Source organism: Serratia sp. KH_031, from assembly GCF_057839655.1.
The window spans coordinates 1,869,984-1,890,275 of record NZ_CM174496.1 but is presented as its reverse complement, the minus strand read 5'-3'; the positions used below and the strand labels follow the sequence as shown (position 1 = coordinate 1,890,275).

19 protein-coding genes are annotated in these 20,292 nt (G+C 53.7%); 2 read left to right on the top strand and 17 right to left on the bottom strand.

Annotated features, from left to right (window positions below; translation table 11 throughout):
* Position 1: 1 nt before the first annotated feature.
* The 17 genes from AC3ISQ_RS08400 to AC3ISQ_RS08320 form a co-directional block, all read right to left on the bottom strand.
* Positions 2-1,342: a 4Fe-4S dicluster domain-containing protein gene (locus AC3ISQ_RS08400; RefSeq protein WP_489352257.1), complete on the bottom strand. Its 1,341-nt coding sequence runs from the start codon at positions 1,340-1,342 to the stop codon at positions 2-4.
* Positions 1,335-1,841, bottom strand: a complete 507-nt coding sequence (gene eutK, locus AC3ISQ_RS08395; RefSeq protein WP_489353190.1) for an ethanolamine utilization microcompartment protein EutK — start codon at positions 1,839-1,841, stop codon at positions 1,335-1,337. The genes AC3ISQ_RS08400 and eutK overlap by 8 nt, the downstream gene beginning before the upstream one ends.
* Positions 1,842-1,853: 12 nt before the next feature.
* On the bottom strand, positions 1,854-2,513 hold the full coding sequence (gene eutL / locus AC3ISQ_RS08390) for an ethanolamine utilization microcompartment protein EutL (protein ID WP_489352255.1): 660 nt from the start codon (positions 2,511-2,513) through the stop codon (positions 1,854-1,856).
* A gap of 13 nt (positions 2,514-2,526) precedes the next feature.
* Positions 2,527-3,399 (bottom strand): ethanolamine ammonia-lyase subunit EutC, encoded by an 873-nt coding sequence (eutC, locus tag AC3ISQ_RS08385; RefSeq protein WP_489352253.1) that lies wholly within the window; start codon positions 3,397-3,399, stop codon positions 2,527-2,529.
* 17 nt (positions 3,400-3,416) lie between these two features.
* Positions 3,417-4,778, bottom strand: a complete 1,362-nt coding sequence (locus tag AC3ISQ_RS08380) for an ethanolamine ammonia-lyase subunit EutB (protein ID WP_489352251.1) — start codon at positions 4,776-4,778, stop codon at positions 3,417-3,419.
* A 12-nt stretch (positions 4,779-4,790) separates the two neighbouring features.
* Entirely contained in the window at positions 4,791-6,194 is a 1,404-nt protein-coding gene (gene eutA, locus AC3ISQ_RS08375) for an ethanolamine ammonia-lyase reactivating factor EutA (protein ID WP_489352249.1), read from the bottom strand.
* Entirely contained in the window at positions 6,191-7,435 is a 1,245-nt protein-coding gene (gene eutH, locus AC3ISQ_RS08370; protein ID WP_489352247.1) for an ethanolamine utilization protein EutH, read from the bottom strand. The genes eutA and eutH overlap by 4 nt, the downstream gene beginning before the upstream one ends.
* 44 nt (positions 7,436-7,479) lie before the next feature.
* Positions 7,480-8,667 (bottom strand): iron-containing alcohol dehydrogenase, encoded by a 1,188-nt coding sequence (locus AC3ISQ_RS08365; protein ID WP_489352245.1) that lies wholly within the window; start codon positions 8,665-8,667, stop codon positions 7,480-7,482.
* An 18-nt stretch (positions 8,668-8,685) separates the two neighbouring features.
* Positions 8,686-10,101: an aldehyde dehydrogenase family protein gene (locus AC3ISQ_RS08360; RefSeq protein ID WP_489352243.1), complete on the bottom strand. Its 1,416-nt coding sequence runs from the start codon at positions 10,099-10,101 to the stop codon at positions 8,686-8,688.
* Between the two features lie 16 nt (positions 10,102-10,117).
* On the bottom strand, positions 10,118-10,405 hold the full coding sequence (eutN, locus tag AC3ISQ_RS08355; RefSeq protein WP_489352242.1) for an ethanolamine utilization microcompartment protein EutN: 288 nt from the start codon (positions 10,403-10,405) through the stop codon (positions 10,118-10,120).
* 120 nt (positions 10,406-10,525) lie between these two features.
* Positions 10,526-10,819: an ethanolamine utilization microcompartment protein EutM gene (gene eutM / locus AC3ISQ_RS08350; RefSeq protein ID WP_489352241.1), complete on the bottom strand. Its 294-nt coding sequence runs from the start codon at positions 10,817-10,819 to the stop codon at positions 10,526-10,528.
* Positions 10,820-10,859: 40 nt separating this feature from the next.
* Positions 10,860-11,870: a phosphate acetyltransferase gene (locus AC3ISQ_RS08345; protein ID WP_489352240.1), complete on the bottom strand. Its 1,011-nt coding sequence runs from the start codon at positions 11,868-11,870 to the stop codon at positions 10,860-10,862.
* 8 nt (positions 11,871-11,878) lie between these two features.
* Positions 11,879-12,568: an ethanolamine utilization acetate kinase EutQ gene (eutQ, locus tag AC3ISQ_RS08340; protein ID WP_489352238.1), complete on the bottom strand. Its 690-nt coding sequence runs from the start codon at positions 12,566-12,568 to the stop codon at positions 11,879-11,881.
* The gene (gene eutP / locus AC3ISQ_RS08335; protein WP_489352237.1) at positions 12,543-13,025 is read right to left on the bottom strand and encodes a EutP/PduV family microcompartment system protein; all 483 of its coding nucleotides are present in this window, start codon (positions 13,023-13,025) and stop codon (positions 12,543-12,545) included. The genes eutQ and eutP overlap by 26 nt, the downstream gene beginning before the upstream one ends.
* A gap of 22 nt (positions 13,026-13,047) precedes the next feature.
* Positions 13,048-13,383 (bottom strand): ethanolamine utilization microcompartment protein EutS, encoded by a 336-nt coding sequence (gene eutS / locus AC3ISQ_RS08330; RefSeq protein WP_489352235.1) that lies wholly within the window; start codon positions 13,381-13,383, stop codon positions 13,048-13,050.
* Positions 13,384-13,582: 199 nt separating this feature from the next.
* The gene (locus AC3ISQ_RS08325) at positions 13,583-14,950 is read right to left on the bottom strand and encodes an APC family permease (protein WP_489352234.1); all 1,368 of its coding nucleotides are present in this window, start codon (positions 14,948-14,950) and stop codon (positions 13,583-13,585) included.
* Positions 14,951-15,482: 532 nt separating this feature from the next.
* A complete protein-coding gene (locus AC3ISQ_RS08320; RefSeq protein WP_489352232.1) occupies positions 15,483-16,901 on the bottom strand; it encodes a glutamine synthetase family protein in 1,419 nt (472 codons plus the stop codon).
* A 443-nt stretch (positions 16,902-17,344) separates the two neighbouring features.
* Between AC3ISQ_RS08320 and puuR the strand changes: the two genes are divergently transcribed.
* Together puuR and AC3ISQ_RS08310 are read left to right on the top strand one after the other, a co-directional pair.
* A complete protein-coding gene (gene puuR / locus AC3ISQ_RS08315; protein ID WP_489352230.1) occupies positions 17,345-17,902 on the top strand; it encodes an HTH-type transcriptional regulator PuuR in 558 nt (185 codons plus the stop codon).
* A 352-nt stretch (positions 17,903-18,254) separates the two neighbouring features.
* A complete protein-coding gene (locus AC3ISQ_RS08310; RefSeq protein ID WP_489352228.1) occupies positions 18,255-20,240 on the top strand; it encodes a ligand-gated channel protein in 1,986 nt (661 codons plus the stop codon).
* The last annotated feature ends 52 nt before the right edge of the window (positions 20,241-20,292 follow it).

Here is a 20,292-nt window from a genome sequence, read left to right as displayed (position 1 = left end):
ATTATTCTCCCTCAATGATGATGCTATCAGCATCGATACTGCGGACAACGCCGTTGATACTGGCATGAACTGCCGCACCTAAGGTTTGCACCGCCATGACGCCAATCGTTTCTCTGGCACTCACGCTTTGCCCAACCTTCACGATCGGTTGCGCAGCGGCACCGATGTGTTGTCGTAAGGGGATCGTCACCTGTCGCGGGATAAACGATGTCTCTTGCCATGGCGCTTTATGCAGCCAATCCGTGAGATCCAACTTCGCCACCAACCGCTTAACCGGAACCAACCGATGTTGCGCTAACGGATCTTCTGCCCGCAGTTCGCCTTGATAACTCACCCCAGCAGTTCGCAATTGGCTTTTCAGCATCTGATTGATACGCATCGGTGAGATCTCTACCGGACAGGACCAGGCTTCACAAAGTGCGCATTCAGAACAGGTCAATGCCGCCACTACCGACGAAGGTTGAGAGATTTGGCCGTAACTGACGGATCGCACGATCAAATGCGGCGGCAATTCATGACCAATAAGATGACGTGGGCAAAGTTCGGTGCATAAGCCGCACTGTTCGCACACGGTGCGCGCCTGATTCAATACCACGCGTTCACTACGGCGACGGCGTTCGATCAGCAAATGGTTATCGGGCAGCACCAGTAACCCGCCAGTGACTTTGGTAATCGGCGCATCGAGCGTGGTTTGTAGGCGTCCCATCATTGGCCCACCGTTAATGAACGCCGGGTTGGCGATCGAAGCGCCACCTGCTAGCGCCAACGCCTCTCGCAGCGATGTGCCGACAGGCAAACTTACGGTCAACGGTTGATTAACCGCGCCGTTGATGGTCAATATCCGGTGTGTGACCGCGGTCTGCCGTTCGACCGCTTGCGCCACGTTGATCAGGGTTTGCACATTGCTCACCACCACGCCGACCGACAGCGGTAAAGCTGCCGGAGGAACTCGCCGCCCGGTAGCCAGCCAGATGGTGATCACTTCATCCCCCGCCGGATACACATCCGGCAGAATATGCAGCCGTATCGACGGCGGTAGTTGTGGCGTCAACGCGTCAATCGCGCCCTGATATTTTCCTTTAATGGCGATGATGCCTTGCTGCGCCCCGCTGGCGTACATCGCGTATTGCAAACCACGCACCAATTCCGCCGCTTGGCGCTGCGCCAGTTGTTGATCGACATACAACAGCGGCTCGCACTCGGCGGCATTGACCAGATAGATCTCCGCTGCGCTTTGCAGCTTGATGTGCGTTGGAAAACCCGCGCCGCCCGCACCAACCACTCCGGCATCCGCAACGCGCTGGCGAATCACTTCCGGCGTTAACGTCAGCACCTCAGCCATTTGACTGTCCTTTCTTCAAACGGTAGCGGCTATTGCGTTTACGCAAATCACCACACTGCAACAAGGCATCAAGCCGCTCTTTGGCCAGCTCCAATGACCAATCGAACTGCGCGGCGATCTCGCCCGCCGTCATGCCTTGAGGATGAGCGCTTAACGCCGTCAGCAATGCCTGTGCTTCTTCGTCCGGTTGTGTTTTCACCGTATCGGGGACTACAACAGGCGCACGACCAAAACGGTTTACCAACCTTTCAGTATCCACCTCTGGGCGACCAATTTCTTTACGACTGATGACCCGTCCGGTACGCGCTGCCGCTGCCGCTCCCGCATCCAGAGCAGCACGACAAGCAGCGAGGTCACCCTCGACGACCAGTGTGACCATCCCTGGGTTCAACACTTCATGACTCAGTAATCGGACATTGGCAGATTTCAGCATCGCATCAGCAGCGTCGATACTGGCCACCATGCCGTACACTTCGAGCAACCCCAGCGAATTGATCATCATTCCTCCCTATCAAGCCCGTTGGATCGGATTGCGTGCGATCTCCAGCACCGCTTCGCTAAAAGCGTTACAAGCGGCTTTGCAGGCCGCCTGACTGCCGGTCATAAACGCCGCCGAGTAGTTGGTTTCTGACGGTGGTGGTACATAGGTCACTAACTGCACATCGGCGGCTTTCAGCGCGGCATCAATGCCGTAAGTGGCTTCCAGCGGCGGTGCCACTAAATAGGCCAGCGGATCGCCCAGCAAGATCCCGGCGGTAGAGGAAAGATAGGAACCGGTGCGCGATACCACGTGCGCTAAAAACGCCGTATCCTCGGCGCTGTTTGCCCATTGGAAAGCCGGCCCCTGTTCGATGGTGGCGAGCATGGCATCTAGCCCAGCCCGAACCTCGGCCGGGTTCGGCCCACCGAGCATAATCAGCACTTCACCGGCAGTCGGTGATGGACCATGCGCGGCTCCGGCGTACAGAGAACGACCATAAACCACCTCCACCTGCGCCTGTTTGGTCGCCTCATCGGCGGCGATATAAGTCACATCGTCGGAATCTGCGGTAATCAGCCCCAAACTGCGGATATGCTTCGGTAGCTTCAGTTCTTTGGCAAAACCTTCGCTGACGTTGGCGATCACCCGCATCGCTTTCACATTGGGTTTAATAAAATCTAACGCTGGCATGATCAGGCTCCCTTTAGCGGTTGAGGTTGATGCCCGACGCTTTCTGCGCCAGCATTCGTTTGGCAAGATCGACAATCACCGCGGCAGCTTCAACCGGCGGCGTGCCCCCATGGTGAATATTCGAAATACAGGTGCGATCGGCTTCAACCGTCGTCGCCATGGTCGGTGAATAGACCGCGTAACAGGAGAGGCTTTCCGACTGGCCTAACCCTGGGCGCTCACCGACCAGCAAGATCACCACTTTCGCCCCCAGCAACTCACCGATTTGATCCTCGATTTTCACTCGCCCATAGCGCACGAAGAACGGCGTGCCGACATTCATCCCTGCCAGTTCCAGCCCTTTCAGCAGCGGTGGCAAGATCTCTGAGTAGTTGACGGTAATCGCATCGGTTGAAAGACCATCGGAGATCACCACTTGTACGTCTGGATTGGCCTTGCATTGCGTTTTCAACGTTTCGATCGCGCCAGCACTGAGGCGACGCCCCAAATCCGGCCGGGTCAGGTAGAGATTTTTGTCGCTAATTTCGGATTGCAGCTCCAACAACCCTTGCTGCTGCACCCATTGCGCCGGCACTTCTTTCAGCACCGTATCTTTAGAGCGAGAATGGTCAGCCAGAAAACGCAACAGTGCTTGCGTGCGAGGCCGTGGCCCGGCGCGGCCAGTACAAACACGTGCCACAGTGCTATTACGCAATTCTTGCAACACTTCTGCCCGATGCGGGTTTTGTACCCCAATCCACTGTTTGGCCTCGTTGGAGCCGAGATCCAACGCGCAGCTTTCGCCCTCAACTGGCGCGGACTCTGGCGTTACCGGTTTGGCGGTAGCGGCTGGGTTCATGTTCGCCATCACGCTGCGCACAATGTCTTCAATCTGTTTTTGATCCATGATGTTTCCCTCGATAATCAGAAGAACAGCGACGGGTCACCCGCCCGTGATGTCAAACGTCCGTTAGCCATTAACCCCATGGTTTCCAGCCAAGCCTCAAACTCCGGCGATGGCCGCAGGTTCAGTAATTGACGCACGGTGGCGGTATCGTGGAAGGCAGTGGTCTGGTAGTTGAGCATGATGTCGTCACCCAGCGGCATTCCCATGATGTAGTTACAACCGGCACTTGCCAGCAGGATCATCAGGTTCTCATTCAGGTTCTGATCCGCATCGGCGTGGTTGGTGTAGCAGCAGTCACAGCCCATTGAGATACCGCTCAGTTTGCCCATGAAGTGGTCTTCCAGACCGGCGCGGATAATTTGCCGATCGTTGTACAGATATTCCGGCCCGATAAAGCCCACCACCGTATTTACCAAGAACGGATCGTAATGACGCGCTAACCCGTAGTTACGCGCTTCCATCGTCACCTGATCAGCACCGAAGTTCGCCCCGGCAGACAGAGCAGAACCCTGACCGGTTTCGAAATAGAGACAGTTGCTGCCCGCAATACGGTTGTATTCGTGGCCGACGGCGCGGGCTTCATCCAGCATTTCCAGCTCGACGCCAAACTCTTTCAGCCCTTTTTCGCTGCCGCAGATGCTCTGGAAAATCAGGCCACCCGGCGCGCCACGTCTAATCGCTTCAATTTGCGTGGTGACATGCGACAACACGCAGCCTTGCGTAGGAATAGAGAATTTGTCGATCACGCCGTAAATGGTGTCGAGTACCCGGCTCAGGTTTTCGACGTCGTCGGTGACCGGGTTTACACCAATCACCGCATCGCCGACGCCAAAGGCCAAGCCTTCGTAAATTTGCGCGGCAATGCTCTGCACATCATCACGCGTATCGTTCGGTTGCAGACGGGCGCTGAAAGTACCAGGTAACCCAATGGTAGTGTTGGCTTTTTTGATCACCGGCATTTTCTTGCCGCCATAGATCAAATCGGCGTTGGAGCAGATTTTCGCTACCGCAGCCACCACTTCGGAGCTCAATCCTTTGCGCAAAAAGGCAATGTCATCAACGCTGGTTTCATCACTGAGAATGTATTCACGCAGTTCGCTGATGTTCCAATTTTGGATTTGCCGATAAGCAGTTTCGTTAATGTCGTCCTGAATAATGCGCGTAACGCAATCCTCTTCATAAGGGATCACCGGATTCATGCGGATATCCGCGACCGTCATCTCAGAAAGTACCTGTTTCGCCGCCACCCGTTCTTGAGAACTTTGTGCCGCAACACCGGCCAGCACATCGCCGGAACGCATTTCGTTAGCTTTCGCCAGTACCTCTTTAACATCCTTGAATTGATAAACTTGCCCAAACAGCGTGGTTTTTAGTTTCATAATGACGTTCCCTCAGGAAGGAAAAGCGAGTGATTTAATAGTGACCGGCACCACCGCCCCGCCAAACAACGGCGTACCAATGTCGATATAGTCGCCAGTGCGCGTGATCACTTCGTCGATCACCGCAAGCGGGCGTGGCGTCACCAGTGGATGCAGTAGCATTCCCAACGCTTTGCCGAAATCCTGACTGGCCACCACCAATAACGGATGTGGGCTGGGATAGCGTTGGGTGAAATTTTCCAGTGCGCCAATCGCTTGCTGCACGCTGGCGTAACGGGTGGGTAAATCGGCGGGTAGCGCCAGTGCATAACAATCTTGCTGCGCATCCAGATCCATTTGCGTCAGCGCCTGCTGCCAGCGCAGGGTAAGATCGTCGTGACTTTGCGGATGAACCACCGGGATATTGCGTAGCGGCAGTGCGACGGCATCTAGCCAGATGGTGCTGCCAGACAGCGAAAGCGTGTGCGCCCCAGCGCCGATCACCGTGGCGCGCACGGTCTGATCGGGTAAGCGCACAGGCAATTGAGAAAAACCGGAGTGACGATGGATAGCGCGAGCCAACAACGGGCCGATGTCGCCGAAATCAAAATCTTGCACTGGCGGCTGGCGATAACATTCACCAACACCGCCGGATAACGTGATGACATCTGGCTGGCGCTCTACGGGGAGCGGTTCTGTCATTAACAGGCGTTGCGCCAACGGCGATAATTCACCGCTGATCACTTCATACAACAGTTGTGCCATCCGAGAGGCGACTGCTTCCAACTGCGTATAAGTCAGGTTTTTGGCATTGACGCCCGCGCCAAACAGCTCGTCAGCAATCCACTGCCCCGGTTGATGGATATGGATGACATGACCGTCTGGGGCAGTTTCCAACAGTCGCCCACCGACATTCAAACAAGCCGAAGCGATCGTCTGCCCACCATCGAAGATCACATAGTTGGCGGTGCCTCCACCAATGTCGATATTCATCACTCGGCTGAGTTGTCGTTGCGACAAGGCTTGCGCGCCGGAGCCGTAACCGGCAATCACCGATTCCAAATGCGGCCCGGCTGTCGCCACCACAAAATCACCGAGTTGCTGCGCCAGCGCCATCACGGCTGGTCGCGCGTTGGTGGTTTTGGCCGTTTCACCGGTGATAATAATCGCGCCGGAATCGATGCTGGCCGGTTCAATACCCGCCGCTTGATATTGCTGGAGGATCAGCGCCAGCAGCCCGGCCTCACGCAGATGCCCACCGTGATCGACCGGGGTAAAGAACACCGGGCTTTGCCAGATAATTTCGCGTTTCACAAACTCATAGCGCGGCACCTGTGATATTGCGGCACGGTTCACTAACGCCAGGCGCGAGAAGATCACCTGGGTAGTAGTGGTGCCAATATCAATGCCGACGCTAAGCAGTTCGCGGATTTTCACGGCTGAACCTCCGCCGCTTCATTAACCTGAGCGGTGGGTTGCTCTTTCGGTACCAGCAACATCGCCACGCCAATGGCGGTAACCCCACCGATTAACTTGCCGACAATCATCGGGAAAATCATCGGAGCCATGTTGGCCGCGGCAAAACCGAGGTGATCGCCCAAAGCAAAGGCAGCAGAAACCGCAAAGGCACAGTTGATCACTTTGCCGCGCGCATCCATCTGCTTCATCATGCCGTACATCGGGATGTTGTTAGCCAGCGTCGCCACCATACCACCGGCGGCAATATTATTAATTTTCAGTAAATTACCGACACGCATCAGCGGTTTTTCAAACCAACGTGTCAGCAACAACACCATCGGATAAGCGCCAAGCAATACGCAGGAGATAGAGCCTATCACTTCGATGGCGCGCATCACCTGCCCCGGCTGATCGCCTTCAGACATAAAGATCGGGTCAAGCCCTGGAATTAACGTCCAACCGACTAAAAACTTCACGACTGCGGCAGCCAGCCCAACGGTGATGATCGCCACCAAGATCTTGGCGAAAATTTGGAAACCGTTGATCATTTTCTCTGGGATAAACTTCAGCCCTAACGCAACTAAAACCGCGACGATCAGCACCGGGATCATATTGAGGAAGATCATCGACAAGGTGAACTCCACCACTTGCCCATTGACCTCCACACCGGAGTACATCGCGACCAAACCACCGGCAATACAACCAATCGGAATAGTGACAATCCCCGCCAATACGCCAAGTGCCAGATAGCGACGATCTGATGGCTCGATAATCCCCAGCGCCACCGGGATCGAGAACACCAAGGTTGGCCCCATCATCGAGCCAAGAATCAAACCGGAATACATCCAAGCGGCCACATCGCCACCGGCTAACTCTTTGGCGAGGAAGAAGCCACCCATATCGCAAGCCAGCAGCGTGCCGGCAAACATGGAAGGGTTAGCGCCGAGCATTTCATACAACGGGATAATCACTGGCCCCAGCAGGTAAGCCAATACCGGTGCCAACGCGGTCATACCGACCATCGCCAACCCCAGTGCGCCCATCGCCATAAAACCTTCTTCAAACTGACCACCTGAACCGGCGATACTTTTGCCCAGTTTGCCTAAACCTATTTTTCCCAGTATCGATTCAGAGCCGCCAAACTGGGTAAAAATGCGGTCAACGGCGGCGATCAACATAAAAATCATCATGATGTACATGATAATGTCGTTAATACCCATTTCCCTGTCTCCTCATCGCCTGTTATCAGGCGTTATGTTGTTAATTAGGAATCCTGATACAGCGCGATAATTTGAGCTTCGGTCACGGTGCGTGGGTTGGTGGCAATACAAATGTCACTTAACGCCGCCCGCGCAAAACCAGCAAAATCAGCATCATTACCACCTGCAGCGCGTAAGCCGCCGCTCAGCTCCAACTCCCCGATCAAATCGGTTACCGCCGCTATCGTCGCCGTGGCGTCGCAGGTTTTACGCGTCAGCGCATGACCGATTTCACCGTAAGCCTGCTTGCAGACCAGTTGGTTAAAGTTCATCACCGCGGGCAGCATGATGGCGTTCGCCATACCGTGTGGAATGCCGTAGGCCGCACCAATCTGATGTGCCGTGGCATGACACAAACCCAAACCCGCATTGGAGAAAGCCATACCCGCCATATAAGATGCGAGCATCATCGCTTCACGCGCTTTGATGTCCTGCCCTTGCCCCACCGCCAGTGGTAATGCCTGCCCAATGGTGGTGATCGCCCGATAAGCCAACCCACGCGTGAGCGGCGTGCCGTTACTGGCCACGTAGGCTTCAATGGCGTGAGTTAAGGCATCAATACCGGTAGCGGCGGTGATTTGCGGTGGAACCCCGAGCGTCAAACACGCATCGATAATCGCCAGATCAGGGATCAGCATCGCGTGAACCAAAACCTGTTTGCGGTGTTGCTGCGTCGCGATAATCACCGCTACGTTAGTTGCTTCCGAACCGGTGCCAGCGGTGGTTGGAATAGCCACCAAAGGTAGCCGACGCTGAAGTCGCGCTCCCGCCTGTACTTCTGCCAGTGGTCGTTGTGGGTTGGTTGCCAACACCGCCACTACTTTAGCGGCATCCAGTACCGATCCGCCGCCCAGCGCAACAATGCCATCGCATTGCCATTGGCGTAGCTGCTCTACGGCGGCATCCACGTCGTGGTCAGTTGGCTCCCCCGCAGGACATTGCCAAACTTCATAGGCGATGCCGTTGTGTTTCAAACTGCGTTCCAGCACTTCCGTCATGCCAGCGCGATACAACATGCCGTCCACCATCAACAACGGGTGGTGAATACCGCGTTCGAGTAGCGCCTCACCGCTGCGTGATACCGCACCGGGTCCCATTAAGGTTGAGGGCGGCACCGCAAACTCACGCACGTTGCGGGCGTTCATCATGTCCAACGCTTGATACAACGCGTGTTGCATATCTTCACCGTGCATGGTAGCCCTCCGTCTGCTTTATACGATGCGAAAACCGTCAACCAACACGCAGCGACGCAGACGCACAAAAGTGCGCGCCGAAGTCACGCCTTCGCCGGTCGGTGTGGTGATCGTCATTGAAGTCCAGCCTTCGCCGCCGAAACCTAACCCGGCAATGCAAGGACCGTTTTTGACGAAAATACTGGTGTCGATGGCGTTCGCCATACGGTTCATATGATCGATGTTGCTCGAATGCATCGCCGCCGTATGATGGCAACCCCCTTCCAGTTTCACCGCCAAAGCAATCGCCTGATCGACATCTGCCACACGGATCACCGGCAGTACCGGCATCATCATTTCAGTCACCGCGAAGGGATGGCGAGCATCGGTTTCCACCAATAGCAGCCGCGTTTCCTTATCCACATTCAGCCCAATCGCCGCGGCAATTTTCGCCGCATCACGCCCGACCCAATCACGGCTGACCTGACCTTTACCCTGCTCATCAATATTTTTCAGCAGCACTGGCTGCAATTGTTCTGCTTGCTGAGCGGTGAGCAGAACGGCGTGATGGCGCTGCATTTCCGCCAACAGCGCATCGGCTACGCTAGCGACGACAATCAACACTTTTTCATCGGCACAGATAATGTTGTTATCGAATGAAGCGCCATACACGATCGAACGCGCGGCACGTGGGATATCGGCACTGGCGTCCACCACCACTGGCGGGTTGCCCGCTCCGGCTGCAATCAACCGTTTGTTGGTGTGTTTACGCGCCGCTTCAACCACCGCTTCACCGCCGGTCACCACCAGCAGACCAATGCCCGGATACTTGAATAAACGCTGCGCGGTTTCGATGTCTGGATTAGCTACCGTGACCAACAGATTCGCTGGGCCACCCGCCGTGACGATCGCTTCATTCAATAAAGAGATGGTGAGTTGAGAAACCTTTTTTGCCGCTGGATGCGGCGCAAACACCACGCTATTACCTGCGGCGATCAGGCTGATAGCGTTGTTGATCACCGTCGCCGCCGGGTTGGTGGATGGCGTGACCGAAGCCACCACGCCCCAAGGCGCATTTTCGATTAACGTCAGACCGTTATCGCCGGTCAATACCTGTGGTGTCAGGCACTCGACGCCCGGAGTTCCCCGCGCCTGAGAAACATTCTTGGCGTACTTGTCAGCCACACGTCCCATGCCGGTTTCTGCCACCGCCATTTCCGCCAATGGTTGTGCATGTTGCTCGCCCGCCTGACGGATCGCTGCAATCACTTTTTGGCGTAGCGCCACGGTCGTCAGGGATTGCTGCGCCGCGGTAGCCGCCTGTACTGCGTCATCCAGCGAAGCAAACACCCCGGCGCCCAAGGATTGCGCCTGAGGTGACTGCTCTGGGGACGGCGCTACCGCCATTCCCGCCAGCACTGCCTTCACCACTTGTTCAATTTGTTGCCGATCCATGTCGCTCTACCCTCAGTTATTTGTGGAAGATCACCTGGCTACCCATGACGACCTCATCGACGATGCCGATCACGCACAGGTCAACCGGTGAAGCTTCACTATGATGTGCTCGGCGGGCAGAGCTTCCACCCACCAGCAACACCCACTCGCCATTTCCGGCACCAATGCTGTCGGTGGCGACGGCACATTCACCACTGGGTTCCCCCTGACGGTTGATGGTTTCCACCAGCAGTAACTTGTCATGCTCCAACCCGTCATGACGTACGGTGCAAACAATTTGTCCAATGACGACGGCCAGTTTCATGCTCACCTCCGTGATGAAATTCAGGCAAAATCTTCCCGCTCCGCCCCCAGGCAGATTAAAAGTCAGATTAAAAATCAGAATAAAAATGGAGTGACGTCAGGTCATGACGTCACAAGTGCGTTAGTCGTCGAACTTGCCGCTACCCAAACCGATCGGGAAAATCTCTTCCAGATCGCCGTGCGGACGAGGAATGACATGCACAGAAACCAGTTCACCAAGGCGTTGAGCGGCGGCGGCACCCGCATCGGTCGCCGCTTTACAGGCCGCAACGTCACCACGAACCATCGCCGTCACCAAGCCACCGCCAATTTGCTTCACGCCAACCAATTTCACACGTGCGGCTTTGACCATCGCATCAGAGGCTTCAATCAGTGCAACCAGACCCCTGGTTTCAATCAATCCTAATGCTTCCATGATATTTCCTCTCACTTGGGGTCCCTGTAGGACCGGTTAGTTAAACTGCCATCGGGGTTAATACCCCTGTGGTTAATGGTTGGCACTGGGTTTGTGCAACCAATGCCAACTCAATAATTTCCCGCGCACTACAACCACGGGAGAGATCGTGCATCGGGGAGTTCAGCCCCTGAATCAACGGCCCAAGAGCGCGATAACCGCCCAAGCGCTGCGCAATTTTGTAACCGATGTTGCCCGCTTCCAGTGATGGGAACACCATCACGTTCGCTTGACCTTTTAACAAACTATCGGGTGCTTTTTGCTTCGCGACCTGCGGTACAAAGGCGGCGTCAAACTGCAACTCGCCGTCTACACACAGTTGCGGTTCCCGACAGCGCACCAGTTCGGTCGCCTGCTGAACGGTAGCCACACAAGGATGGCGAGCACTGCCTGCGGTCGAGAACGACAACATCGCGACGCGGGCGGGTTGCCCGGTAATCGCCTGCCACGTAGCCGCGCTGCTAATGGCGATGTCGGCTAATTGCACCGCCGTCGGTTGTGGCACCACGCTACAATCGGCAAAGCCAAGCACCTGTTCGCCTTCTGCTGGCAACATCAAAAACAGCGACGACAACGTTTTCACCCCCGCTTGCAGGCCAATCACTTTCAGCCCCGCACGCAAGACGGCGGCGGTAGACGAGAGATTACCGGCGATGCATAAATCCGCTTTACCGGCATCCACCATCGCTGCGGCAAACCACAGCGGGTGACGGAGTTTTTCCTCAGCCTCTTCCGGCATTTTCTCGCCAAGACGCACCGCCAACCGTTGGCAAAACAGGGCGTGCCAATCCCCCGCACTGGCCGGATCGACCACCATCAGACCATCAACCCGCAGGCTGTGAGCCAGCGCGAAATGACGTAGGGCAAAGGGATTGGCGAGTAAGATTGGATGCGCCAATTCGTGATGCTGTAGGTAATGCGCGGCTTCGATTACCCGTGCATCTAGTGCATCTGGGAAGACGATGCGTCGTGGCTGGTTTTGCGCCTGACGGCGACAGCGATCAAGTAACATGATTCGCCTCAGCACTCTTGCCAGTTAGCGGGCCAAGCGACATACAGGAAACGCACATGGCTCGGTGTGCCAAATTCGATACTGGAACCTTTTGGAATGAACATCACATCCCCGGCTTTACCAATCATCGTTTCCCCTTGATGGCGTACGTGCAGCTCCCCTTCCAGCACCATGTCGATTTCGTCATAGTTGAGCGTCCAGGGGAAAAAACCGTTCTCCCACTGCATGAAACCCGCCGCCATGCTGCTGCCATCTTGCGCCGTCACCAGATCGGTTAATCCCACGCAAGGTTCTGCCGCACCATCAAAACGGCCAAAAGTGACCGAGCTGCCATCAATCACTTTGATGCCACCTTTACCGGTGACAGCACGAAAACCGGGGGTCATCGTTGGTGTGCCAGTACGCGCCTTCTGCTCCTGTTCCACCTTGTCAATCAACTGAGCCACCAAACTTTCTGTGAAACTCCCTTCGGGTAGTTGAGCAATAATTTCTTCGCGGATACGTTGCCGTTCAGAACGCGGCAATGTCGCTTCTGACGTTGCGCTGGCAACGGCTCCTTCTCTCAGCTCAATACCGAGTTGTTCGGCGATACTTTTGGCTTCTGGGGTGATAATGCACTTAGCCAGCATGACGGAAATACTCTGCTGCCCGTTGGCATGAGCCTCGCGAATATCATTGGCGGTGATCAATTGTTTCATTGGCGAATTTCTCCTGCTCTGCCTGTTTGGCTAGATAATCTTCCAGTTGTTTGACGCTGCAGGCATCCAAGCTGTTGAGTTCTAATATCGGCTCTTGAAATCCTGCGGCTTGTAATATTTCGCGCACCACTGAAATCTGTGCATCCGGGGCATCGATATGGCTGATCACTGCAATGCGTTTTAGATGCGGATAAATATCCAAGATCCCGGCGGGAATACGACATTGGAGATCGTCAGCGGCCTGTACGTAAATCAATAACTCCGCATCCATCAGGGTATTAATCAATGCGTGATAAAGACGCGGATGGCTGAAATACTCGCCCGGCGTATCAACGTCCCCGACATCATTAAATTCCACCGCCTGGGTTTTTCGCGCCAAAGTGTAATTACCTTGCAACGCATTAAATAAGGTGGTTTTTCCTGCCCCTACTGCGCCGACAAATACCGTGCGTTTCATCTACGGCTCCCGAGCTTTCGCATTAACTGCGAGTCAGTGAACAGATGGCGTAATTGAGTAAGTTTCCGAGGCCATTAATCGTTTGCTGTAAGGCTTCTTCCACTGCGCCCACCGAGCCATAAATCACCAATGCGCCAGTAAAACGATCGAGAAAACCGATTTGCACGTTAGCTGCTTTGGTGGCGAGATCACCGGCAATCATCGCGGTTTCGCCCGGCGTGAGCGTCATGATGCCGATAGCCTCCGCGCCTGGTACGCCAATCTTTTTCGCTAAATCATCACCCGGATGCGCAATTAAATGTGCCAGCGTGATTTGCTTGCCGGGAACGAATTCCTGAATGATGCGTTCCTTTTCCATTGCTCTTCCCCCGTTTTAGTTGTCGCTATACTGACGACCATTGACGCAGGGTAATAACAAAATTCGGCAACCAGTGACAAAAGGAGAGGTAGATCACTTACAAAATGAAAGGAAATAGCAGAAAGGAAAATAAGGAGTTTGAAGCAAAAAAAACGGCACCGCCCACTGGACGATGCCGTTCAAGATATTGCGAGAAGGCTTAAGCTACGTCTTCACTCGCCTGTGGGACTGGCAAGCGGAAGCTGCGAGTCACAAAGGCCAGATAAAGCAGGCCAATCGCTGCCCAAACTAAGCCCAGCGTCATTGAACTGCTTTCTAAGTTCAGCCACAGCGCACCGACGGTCAACGCACCCAGCACCGGCAGGATCAGGTAGCTGAAGGTGTTTTTGAAGCCACGGTTCAACTTCTCACGGATGTAGAACTGTGAAATCACCGACAAGTTAACGAAGGTGAAGGCCACCAACGCACCGAAGTTGATCAACGCCGTCGCCGTGACCAGATCGAACGATACCGCAGACAGCGCGATCACCCCGACCAACAGCACGTTCAGTGCCGGAGTGCGCCATTTCGGATGCACATAACCGAAGAAGCGCTCAGGGAATACGCCGTCACGTCCCATCACGTACATCAGACGAGAAACGCCTGCATGTGACGCCATACCCGAGGCCAGTACGGTCACGCACGAGAACACCAGAATCACCGATTGGAAGAATTTACCTGCTACGTACAGCATAATTTCAGGCTGTGATGCGTCGGGATCTTTAAAGCGTGAAATGTCTGGGAAGTACAGTTGTACAAAGTAAGACACCACGATAAAGATAACGCCACCAATCAGCGCAGTCAGGAAGATAGCTTTCGGGATCACGCGTTCTGCGTCTTTGGTTTCTTCAGACAGTGAGCTGATACCGTCAAAGCCGAGGAACGAGAAGCACAAGATTGTCGCACCGGTAATCATCGGCACCACGTTGGCATGATCAGACCAGAATGGACGACTGCTGATCAGCGTGCCCGCACCTTCGCCGTGGGAAATCCCGTTGATCACTAGGCCAAGGAACACAATCATAATCGCGACTTGTACGACGACGATGATCGAGTTCAGGTTAGCAACTAGTTTGATACCACGCAGGTTGAATGCGGTCATCAATGCCACCAGCGCGGCTACAAAGATCCACGAAGGCACACCCGGGAAGATAGCTTCCAGGTAGATTTTCGCCAACAGGATGTTGATCATCGGCATGAACAGGTAATCAAGCAGGGATGACCAGCCCACCATAAAGCCAACGTGCGGACCAATGGCTTTTTGTGCATAGGTATAAGCAGAACCGGCCGACGGGAATCGACGCACCAGTTTGCCGTAGCTCAGAGCAGTAAACAGTACCGCCAGCAGAGCGAAAGCATATGCAGTCGCGACGTGACCATCGGTCAGGCCGGATACGATGCCAAAGGTATCGAAGATGGTCATTGGCTGGAGATAAGCCAGCCCCATCATCACTACCGGAACTAATGTCAGTGTTTTGCGCAGTTGGGCGCGTTGCGTTGGGATAGCGCTGGTGATGTTATCGGCCATGACGCAGCCCCCCCTTCCCCTCTGCCTTGCGGATAAAAGACACGCCAAGACTTAAGGTTGCGGGAAGACTTCGCAACGTACGACTAAATTCGGATAAGGGGGTATTTGAAGCTGGATAGCGAGTCAAGACTGCCTTGGCTGCCCCATAATCGCTGCGGGCGCAGCGGAAACCGGTGGAGACCGGTGCTAAAGTGAAGAGTTGCCCCATCTTTCTTAATCCTCATGAGTCACGATCATAAAGTTTTGTTTGATCGCGCACGAACCTATTTATCTATCCGGCTCTATGTCCGGCCTCGCTTGTGTATGAAATTCATCATGTATGAAACAAAATGCAAAAAAATAACCGACGCTTTAAAACGTCGGCTATCTGCATTCCCGCTATTTTGCACCAGAATGCCTCCGGATAACAAGATCCAGAAACTCTAATACGTAAATTCTTTCGGCGATTGTGCGGAAATTCCCCCTTCTGGGTGAATTATTCCACGAATATGTATCATCGCTTTAAATCTATTTACCTTTACCTTACACCTATCTAGGCATTTTTCAACATCCAGTCAATTTCAGTTTCCGTGACCAGACGTTCAAACTGCGTCAGTTCATCCATTTTGCAGGCGTGATAAACGTGGGTGAAACGTTCACCAAGGTAATCAGTCAACTCATGTTGGTGTTCAAATTCATATAATGCATCACTTTGGCGAATCGGGAATGGCAACCCTTCTTGCTCTAACCCATTACCGGTAACGGCTTCCGGTAATGGCAACTGATTGTCCAAACCATACAAAATACCGGCCAAGATGGTCGCCGTCACCAGATACGGGTTAGCATCAGCGCCGGCAACACGGTATTCCACCCGATGGTTTTCTACATCACCACAAGGAATGCGCAGCGCCACGGTGCGGTTGTTATGCCCCCACGAAGCCTGCGTCGGGACATACATCCCCGGCTGGAAGCGACGAAACGCATTAACGTTCGGTGCCAGCACCGCCATTGATGCTGGCATTAAGGTGATCATTCCGGCCAACGCGCACTTCAGCAACGCAGAATCTTCACCATCCGCTTCGGAAAATAGGTTCTTGCCGTTGCTGTCCACCATGCTGATATGCACATGCATACCGCTGCCCGCATATTCCTCATAAGGTTTCGCCATAAAGGTGGCGTGCATATGGTGATTTTCTGCCACCTGCCGTACCAAGCGTTTCAGTGCCAGCGCATGATCGCACGCCAGCAGCACGTTATCAGTATGGTTCAGGTTGACTTCAAACTGACCGGGTGAAGCCTCTGCCACCGCACCGTCCGCGGGTAGCCCTTGCATCTGCGCCAAGCTATCAATGTCGCTCAGCACCTCAGCAAAGTGATTCAGGTTATCCAGCGAATACACCTGACTTTGCACATTACGCTCCTGCGTACCGGGCGCGCATGGTGGTTGCAAATCACCTTCTGCGTCTCGCTGCCTGTCTATGAGATAGAACTCCAACTCTACCGCTACCACCGGGAACATGCCGCGCTGGCGCAATGTCTGCCATACTCGATTCAGAACATTGCGGGGTTCAACGTCAAAGGGAGTACCATCTTCATCCAACATGGTCAGCAATACCTGACCGATATGTTGCGGATCCGCCGCGGAAGGCGTCAGCGAGCCAAGCACCGGCATACAAACGCGATCCGGTTCGCCCAACTCTTGCCCCAATCCCGCCTCTTCCACCACATTGCCTAAAATATCCATAGCAAAAACCGACGCGGGGAAATAACAACCTTTCTCCAGTTTTTTCAGGCCAGAAATGGGTATGCGTTTACCGCGGAAGGAACCATTCAAATCAGTGAGAAGGATATCGATATACTGCGTGGAGGGGTGGCGTTCCAAATAATGAATGACTTCACGTTGGAACGCGCTACTTCGCCTTTCTTCATTATGCTGGGCAAAATTTTCGACTGCTGCGCTATTGGTTTGCATACATCACCACCATTGTGCTCGTGCGGATTTGGATTTAGTACATGGGCTGACTTCTCTGTAGATCGCGTCTGACGTTGACGCTCAAAATAACATCCATAATATGAAACATAGCCTTAACAGATTTGGTTTGCAAATGTTACAATTCTGATTGATTATTCAACGCCCGCTGCTAAATTGATAAAATATTGACCAGAAAGGCAGAATCTCACCTTTTGTCGGACAAAATTTCTTCCGTGATCGCGGGGGCAAAAATGGGCATTATATCTTCCACTGTAATTCCACCCGTAACCAACGCGGTTGTTGCCCGAACGCCGTGATTTTTGGTTACACTCACTGTCCGAACACCAAGTTCGGACTCTTGGGTCACAGCGGCGACGACTTGTCAGCCCGCTGTTTGACGGTTTCATTTCTGCCTGTCGTACCTATCAGAAGGAAATACCTCTATGAGCGAAGTCAGCTTGGCGCCGGGTAAGCGCCTGTCACAGATCCGTCAGCAATTGGGTTTGTCGCAGCGCCGAGTCGCCGAACTGTCCGGATTAACCCACAGCGCCATCAGCACCATTGAACAGGACAAAGTCAGTCCGGCGATCAGTACGCTGCAAAAGCTGTTGAAAGTCTACGGGTTATCGCTGTCTGAATTTTTTTCCGAGCAGGAAAAACCAGTTCAACCCAAAGTGGTGATTGATGCCGATGACCTGATCGAGATTGGTAGTCAAGGCGTATCCATGAGGCTGGTGCATAACGGCAGCCCCACGCGCAATCTGGCGATGATGCTGGAAACCTATCAACCCGGCACCACCACCGGCGAGAAGATCAAGCATCAGGGAGAAGAGATCGGCACCTTATTAGAAGGTGAAATTATGCTGACGATCAATGGCCAAACTTACGAACTGAGCGCAGGCCAGAGTTACGCCATCAACACCGGCATCCCCCATAGTTTTAGCAATACCTCTACGCGTGTCTGTCGCATAGTCAGCGCGCATACTCCAACCACTTTCTAACCTCCAGCGGAGGTGTTATGACGGAACATGTTGCCCGTGACTATGCCACGACAACCAACGGACATGCCGCCGACCTTCCGCTAACCCCTCTGCGCTGCCGAACGCTTAAGTCTCTAATTCTTTCCTGAAACCGGCGTATTTATTTCCCCATTGATTCTATTGATTAATTTCGCAAACTCCTGATCATTTATACAAATGATATTTATTATCATTTGCATTTACATGTTGATTTATTTCCTTACAATACCCTGACGTTAAAACCTAAGAAACGGCTGATCTCGCAGCAGCGATATGTCGGATTCTAATTTCAAATCAATAAATTATAATTCACCTCATTGGGAATCTTTGCCACATGGAAAAGCTACGTTACAACAAGCTCACAGCGCTAATCTTTGCATCACTCTCCAGCACAGGTCTGATGGCCGAAACACCAGATACCGTGGTAGTTACCGCCTCCGGTTTCCAACAAAAAATTCAGGACTCCGCAGCGTCGATCTCGGTGATCCCACGTCAGCAAATCGAAGATAAAGCCTATCGCGACGTGACCGATGCGCTGAAAGATGTCCCCGGCGTAGTGGTTACCGGCGGAGCCAGCAGCAGCGATATCAGCATTCGTGGTATGTCCTCCAAATACACGCTGATGCTGGTTGACGGTAAACGTGTTGATACTCGTGGCACCCGCCCTAACAGCGATAACGCCGGTATCGAACAAGGTTGGTTGCCGCCGATGGAGGCCATCGAGCGTATCGAAGTGGTGCGTGGGCCGATGTCTTCGCTGTACGGTTCTGATGCGATGGGTGGTGTTATCAACATCATCACGCGTAAAACCTCAACCACTCAAGCGTGGAAAGGCTCAATTCACGGTGATGCAACCTTCCAAGAAAACCGTAACTCTGGCGATCTGTTCCAAACCAATGCCTATGCTTCCGGGCCATTGATCGAAGGTTTGTTGGGTCTGCGCGTTAATGGCTTGCTGTCGCGTCGTGGCGAGGACCATATCGTCAACGGTTTCAACGAACAACAGATGAAAAGTGGTACCGCAGTATTCACCCTGACGCCAAACGAGCAGAACGATTTAGATTTCGAAATCGGTCGTTCATTGCAAGATCGTAATAGCACGCCGGGCGAATCGATGGCGGCAGAACGTTGCAGTAAAGGTAAATGTACGCCGAATAAACCGAGCGAAAGCCGCTACGAGCGCACTAACTACTCCATCACCCACAACGGCTATTACGATTTCGGTAACACCACCAGCTACATCCAGCGGGAAGAAAACGAAAACCCTGGTCGCCAAATGAAGATGGACAACACCATCGCCAATACGCAAACCCAGTTCAGTTTGGGCGATCACATGCTCAGCGTCGGTGGACAATATCGTTATGAGGAGCTGCGCGACAATGGCAACCAGCTAGAAGCCGCCGATGGCTTAAACAAGTTGACTCGCTGGAGTTGGGCGCTGTTCGCCGAAGATGAATGGGCAATGACCAATGATTTCAGCCTGACCACCGGTATCCGTATGGATCAGGATCAAAACTACGGCAACCACTGGACGCCACGGATGTACGGCGTTTGGCATCTGACCGAGCAATGGACGGTGAAAGGCGGCGTATCGGCCGGTTATCGCTCACCAGACCTACGCCAGTCTTCTGCAAGCTGGGGACAAGTGACCGGCGGCGGCTCGCTGGACGGCATCATCGTCGGTAACCCAGATCTGAAACCAGAAAAAAGCCTGAGCGAAGAAATCGCCGTGATGTGGGATAACCTGCAGGGGCTGAACATGGGCGTCACCCTGTTCAATACCGACTTCAAAGATAAAATCACTGAGGTACGTCGTTGCAATAATAAGGACGATCCCGCCTGTACTATCGGCAACCACAGTTACGATTTCGTCAGTGATCGCGTTAACGTCGACGACGCCAATATGCGTGGCGTAGAAGCCACCGCCGGTTGGGAAATCACCAAAGATTGGCAGTTGACCGCTAACTACACCTACACCGAATCTGAGCAAAAAAGCGGAACCTTCTCCGGCCAGCCACTAAACCAAATGCCGAAGCATATGTTCAACACCGTGCTGGATTGGCAAGCGACGGCAGACGTTGGTTTGTGGTCACGCCTCAACTTCCGCAGTAAAACCTCGGAATATCTGAGCCGCACCTCCATGTCGACCGGTACGCCGTCTTACACCTTTATCGATGCGGGTTTGAGTTACCAAGCGAACAAAAACTTGCTGGTGACTGGCGGCGTGTACAACATTCTGGATAAGACCGTGGATTACGAGCACTACAACACCACATTAGATGGTCGTCGTTATACCGTGGGCATGACTTACAACTTCTAAGTTCTAAATAGCAAAACGCCCTGTCTTTTCACGGACAGGGCGTTGTTATTTC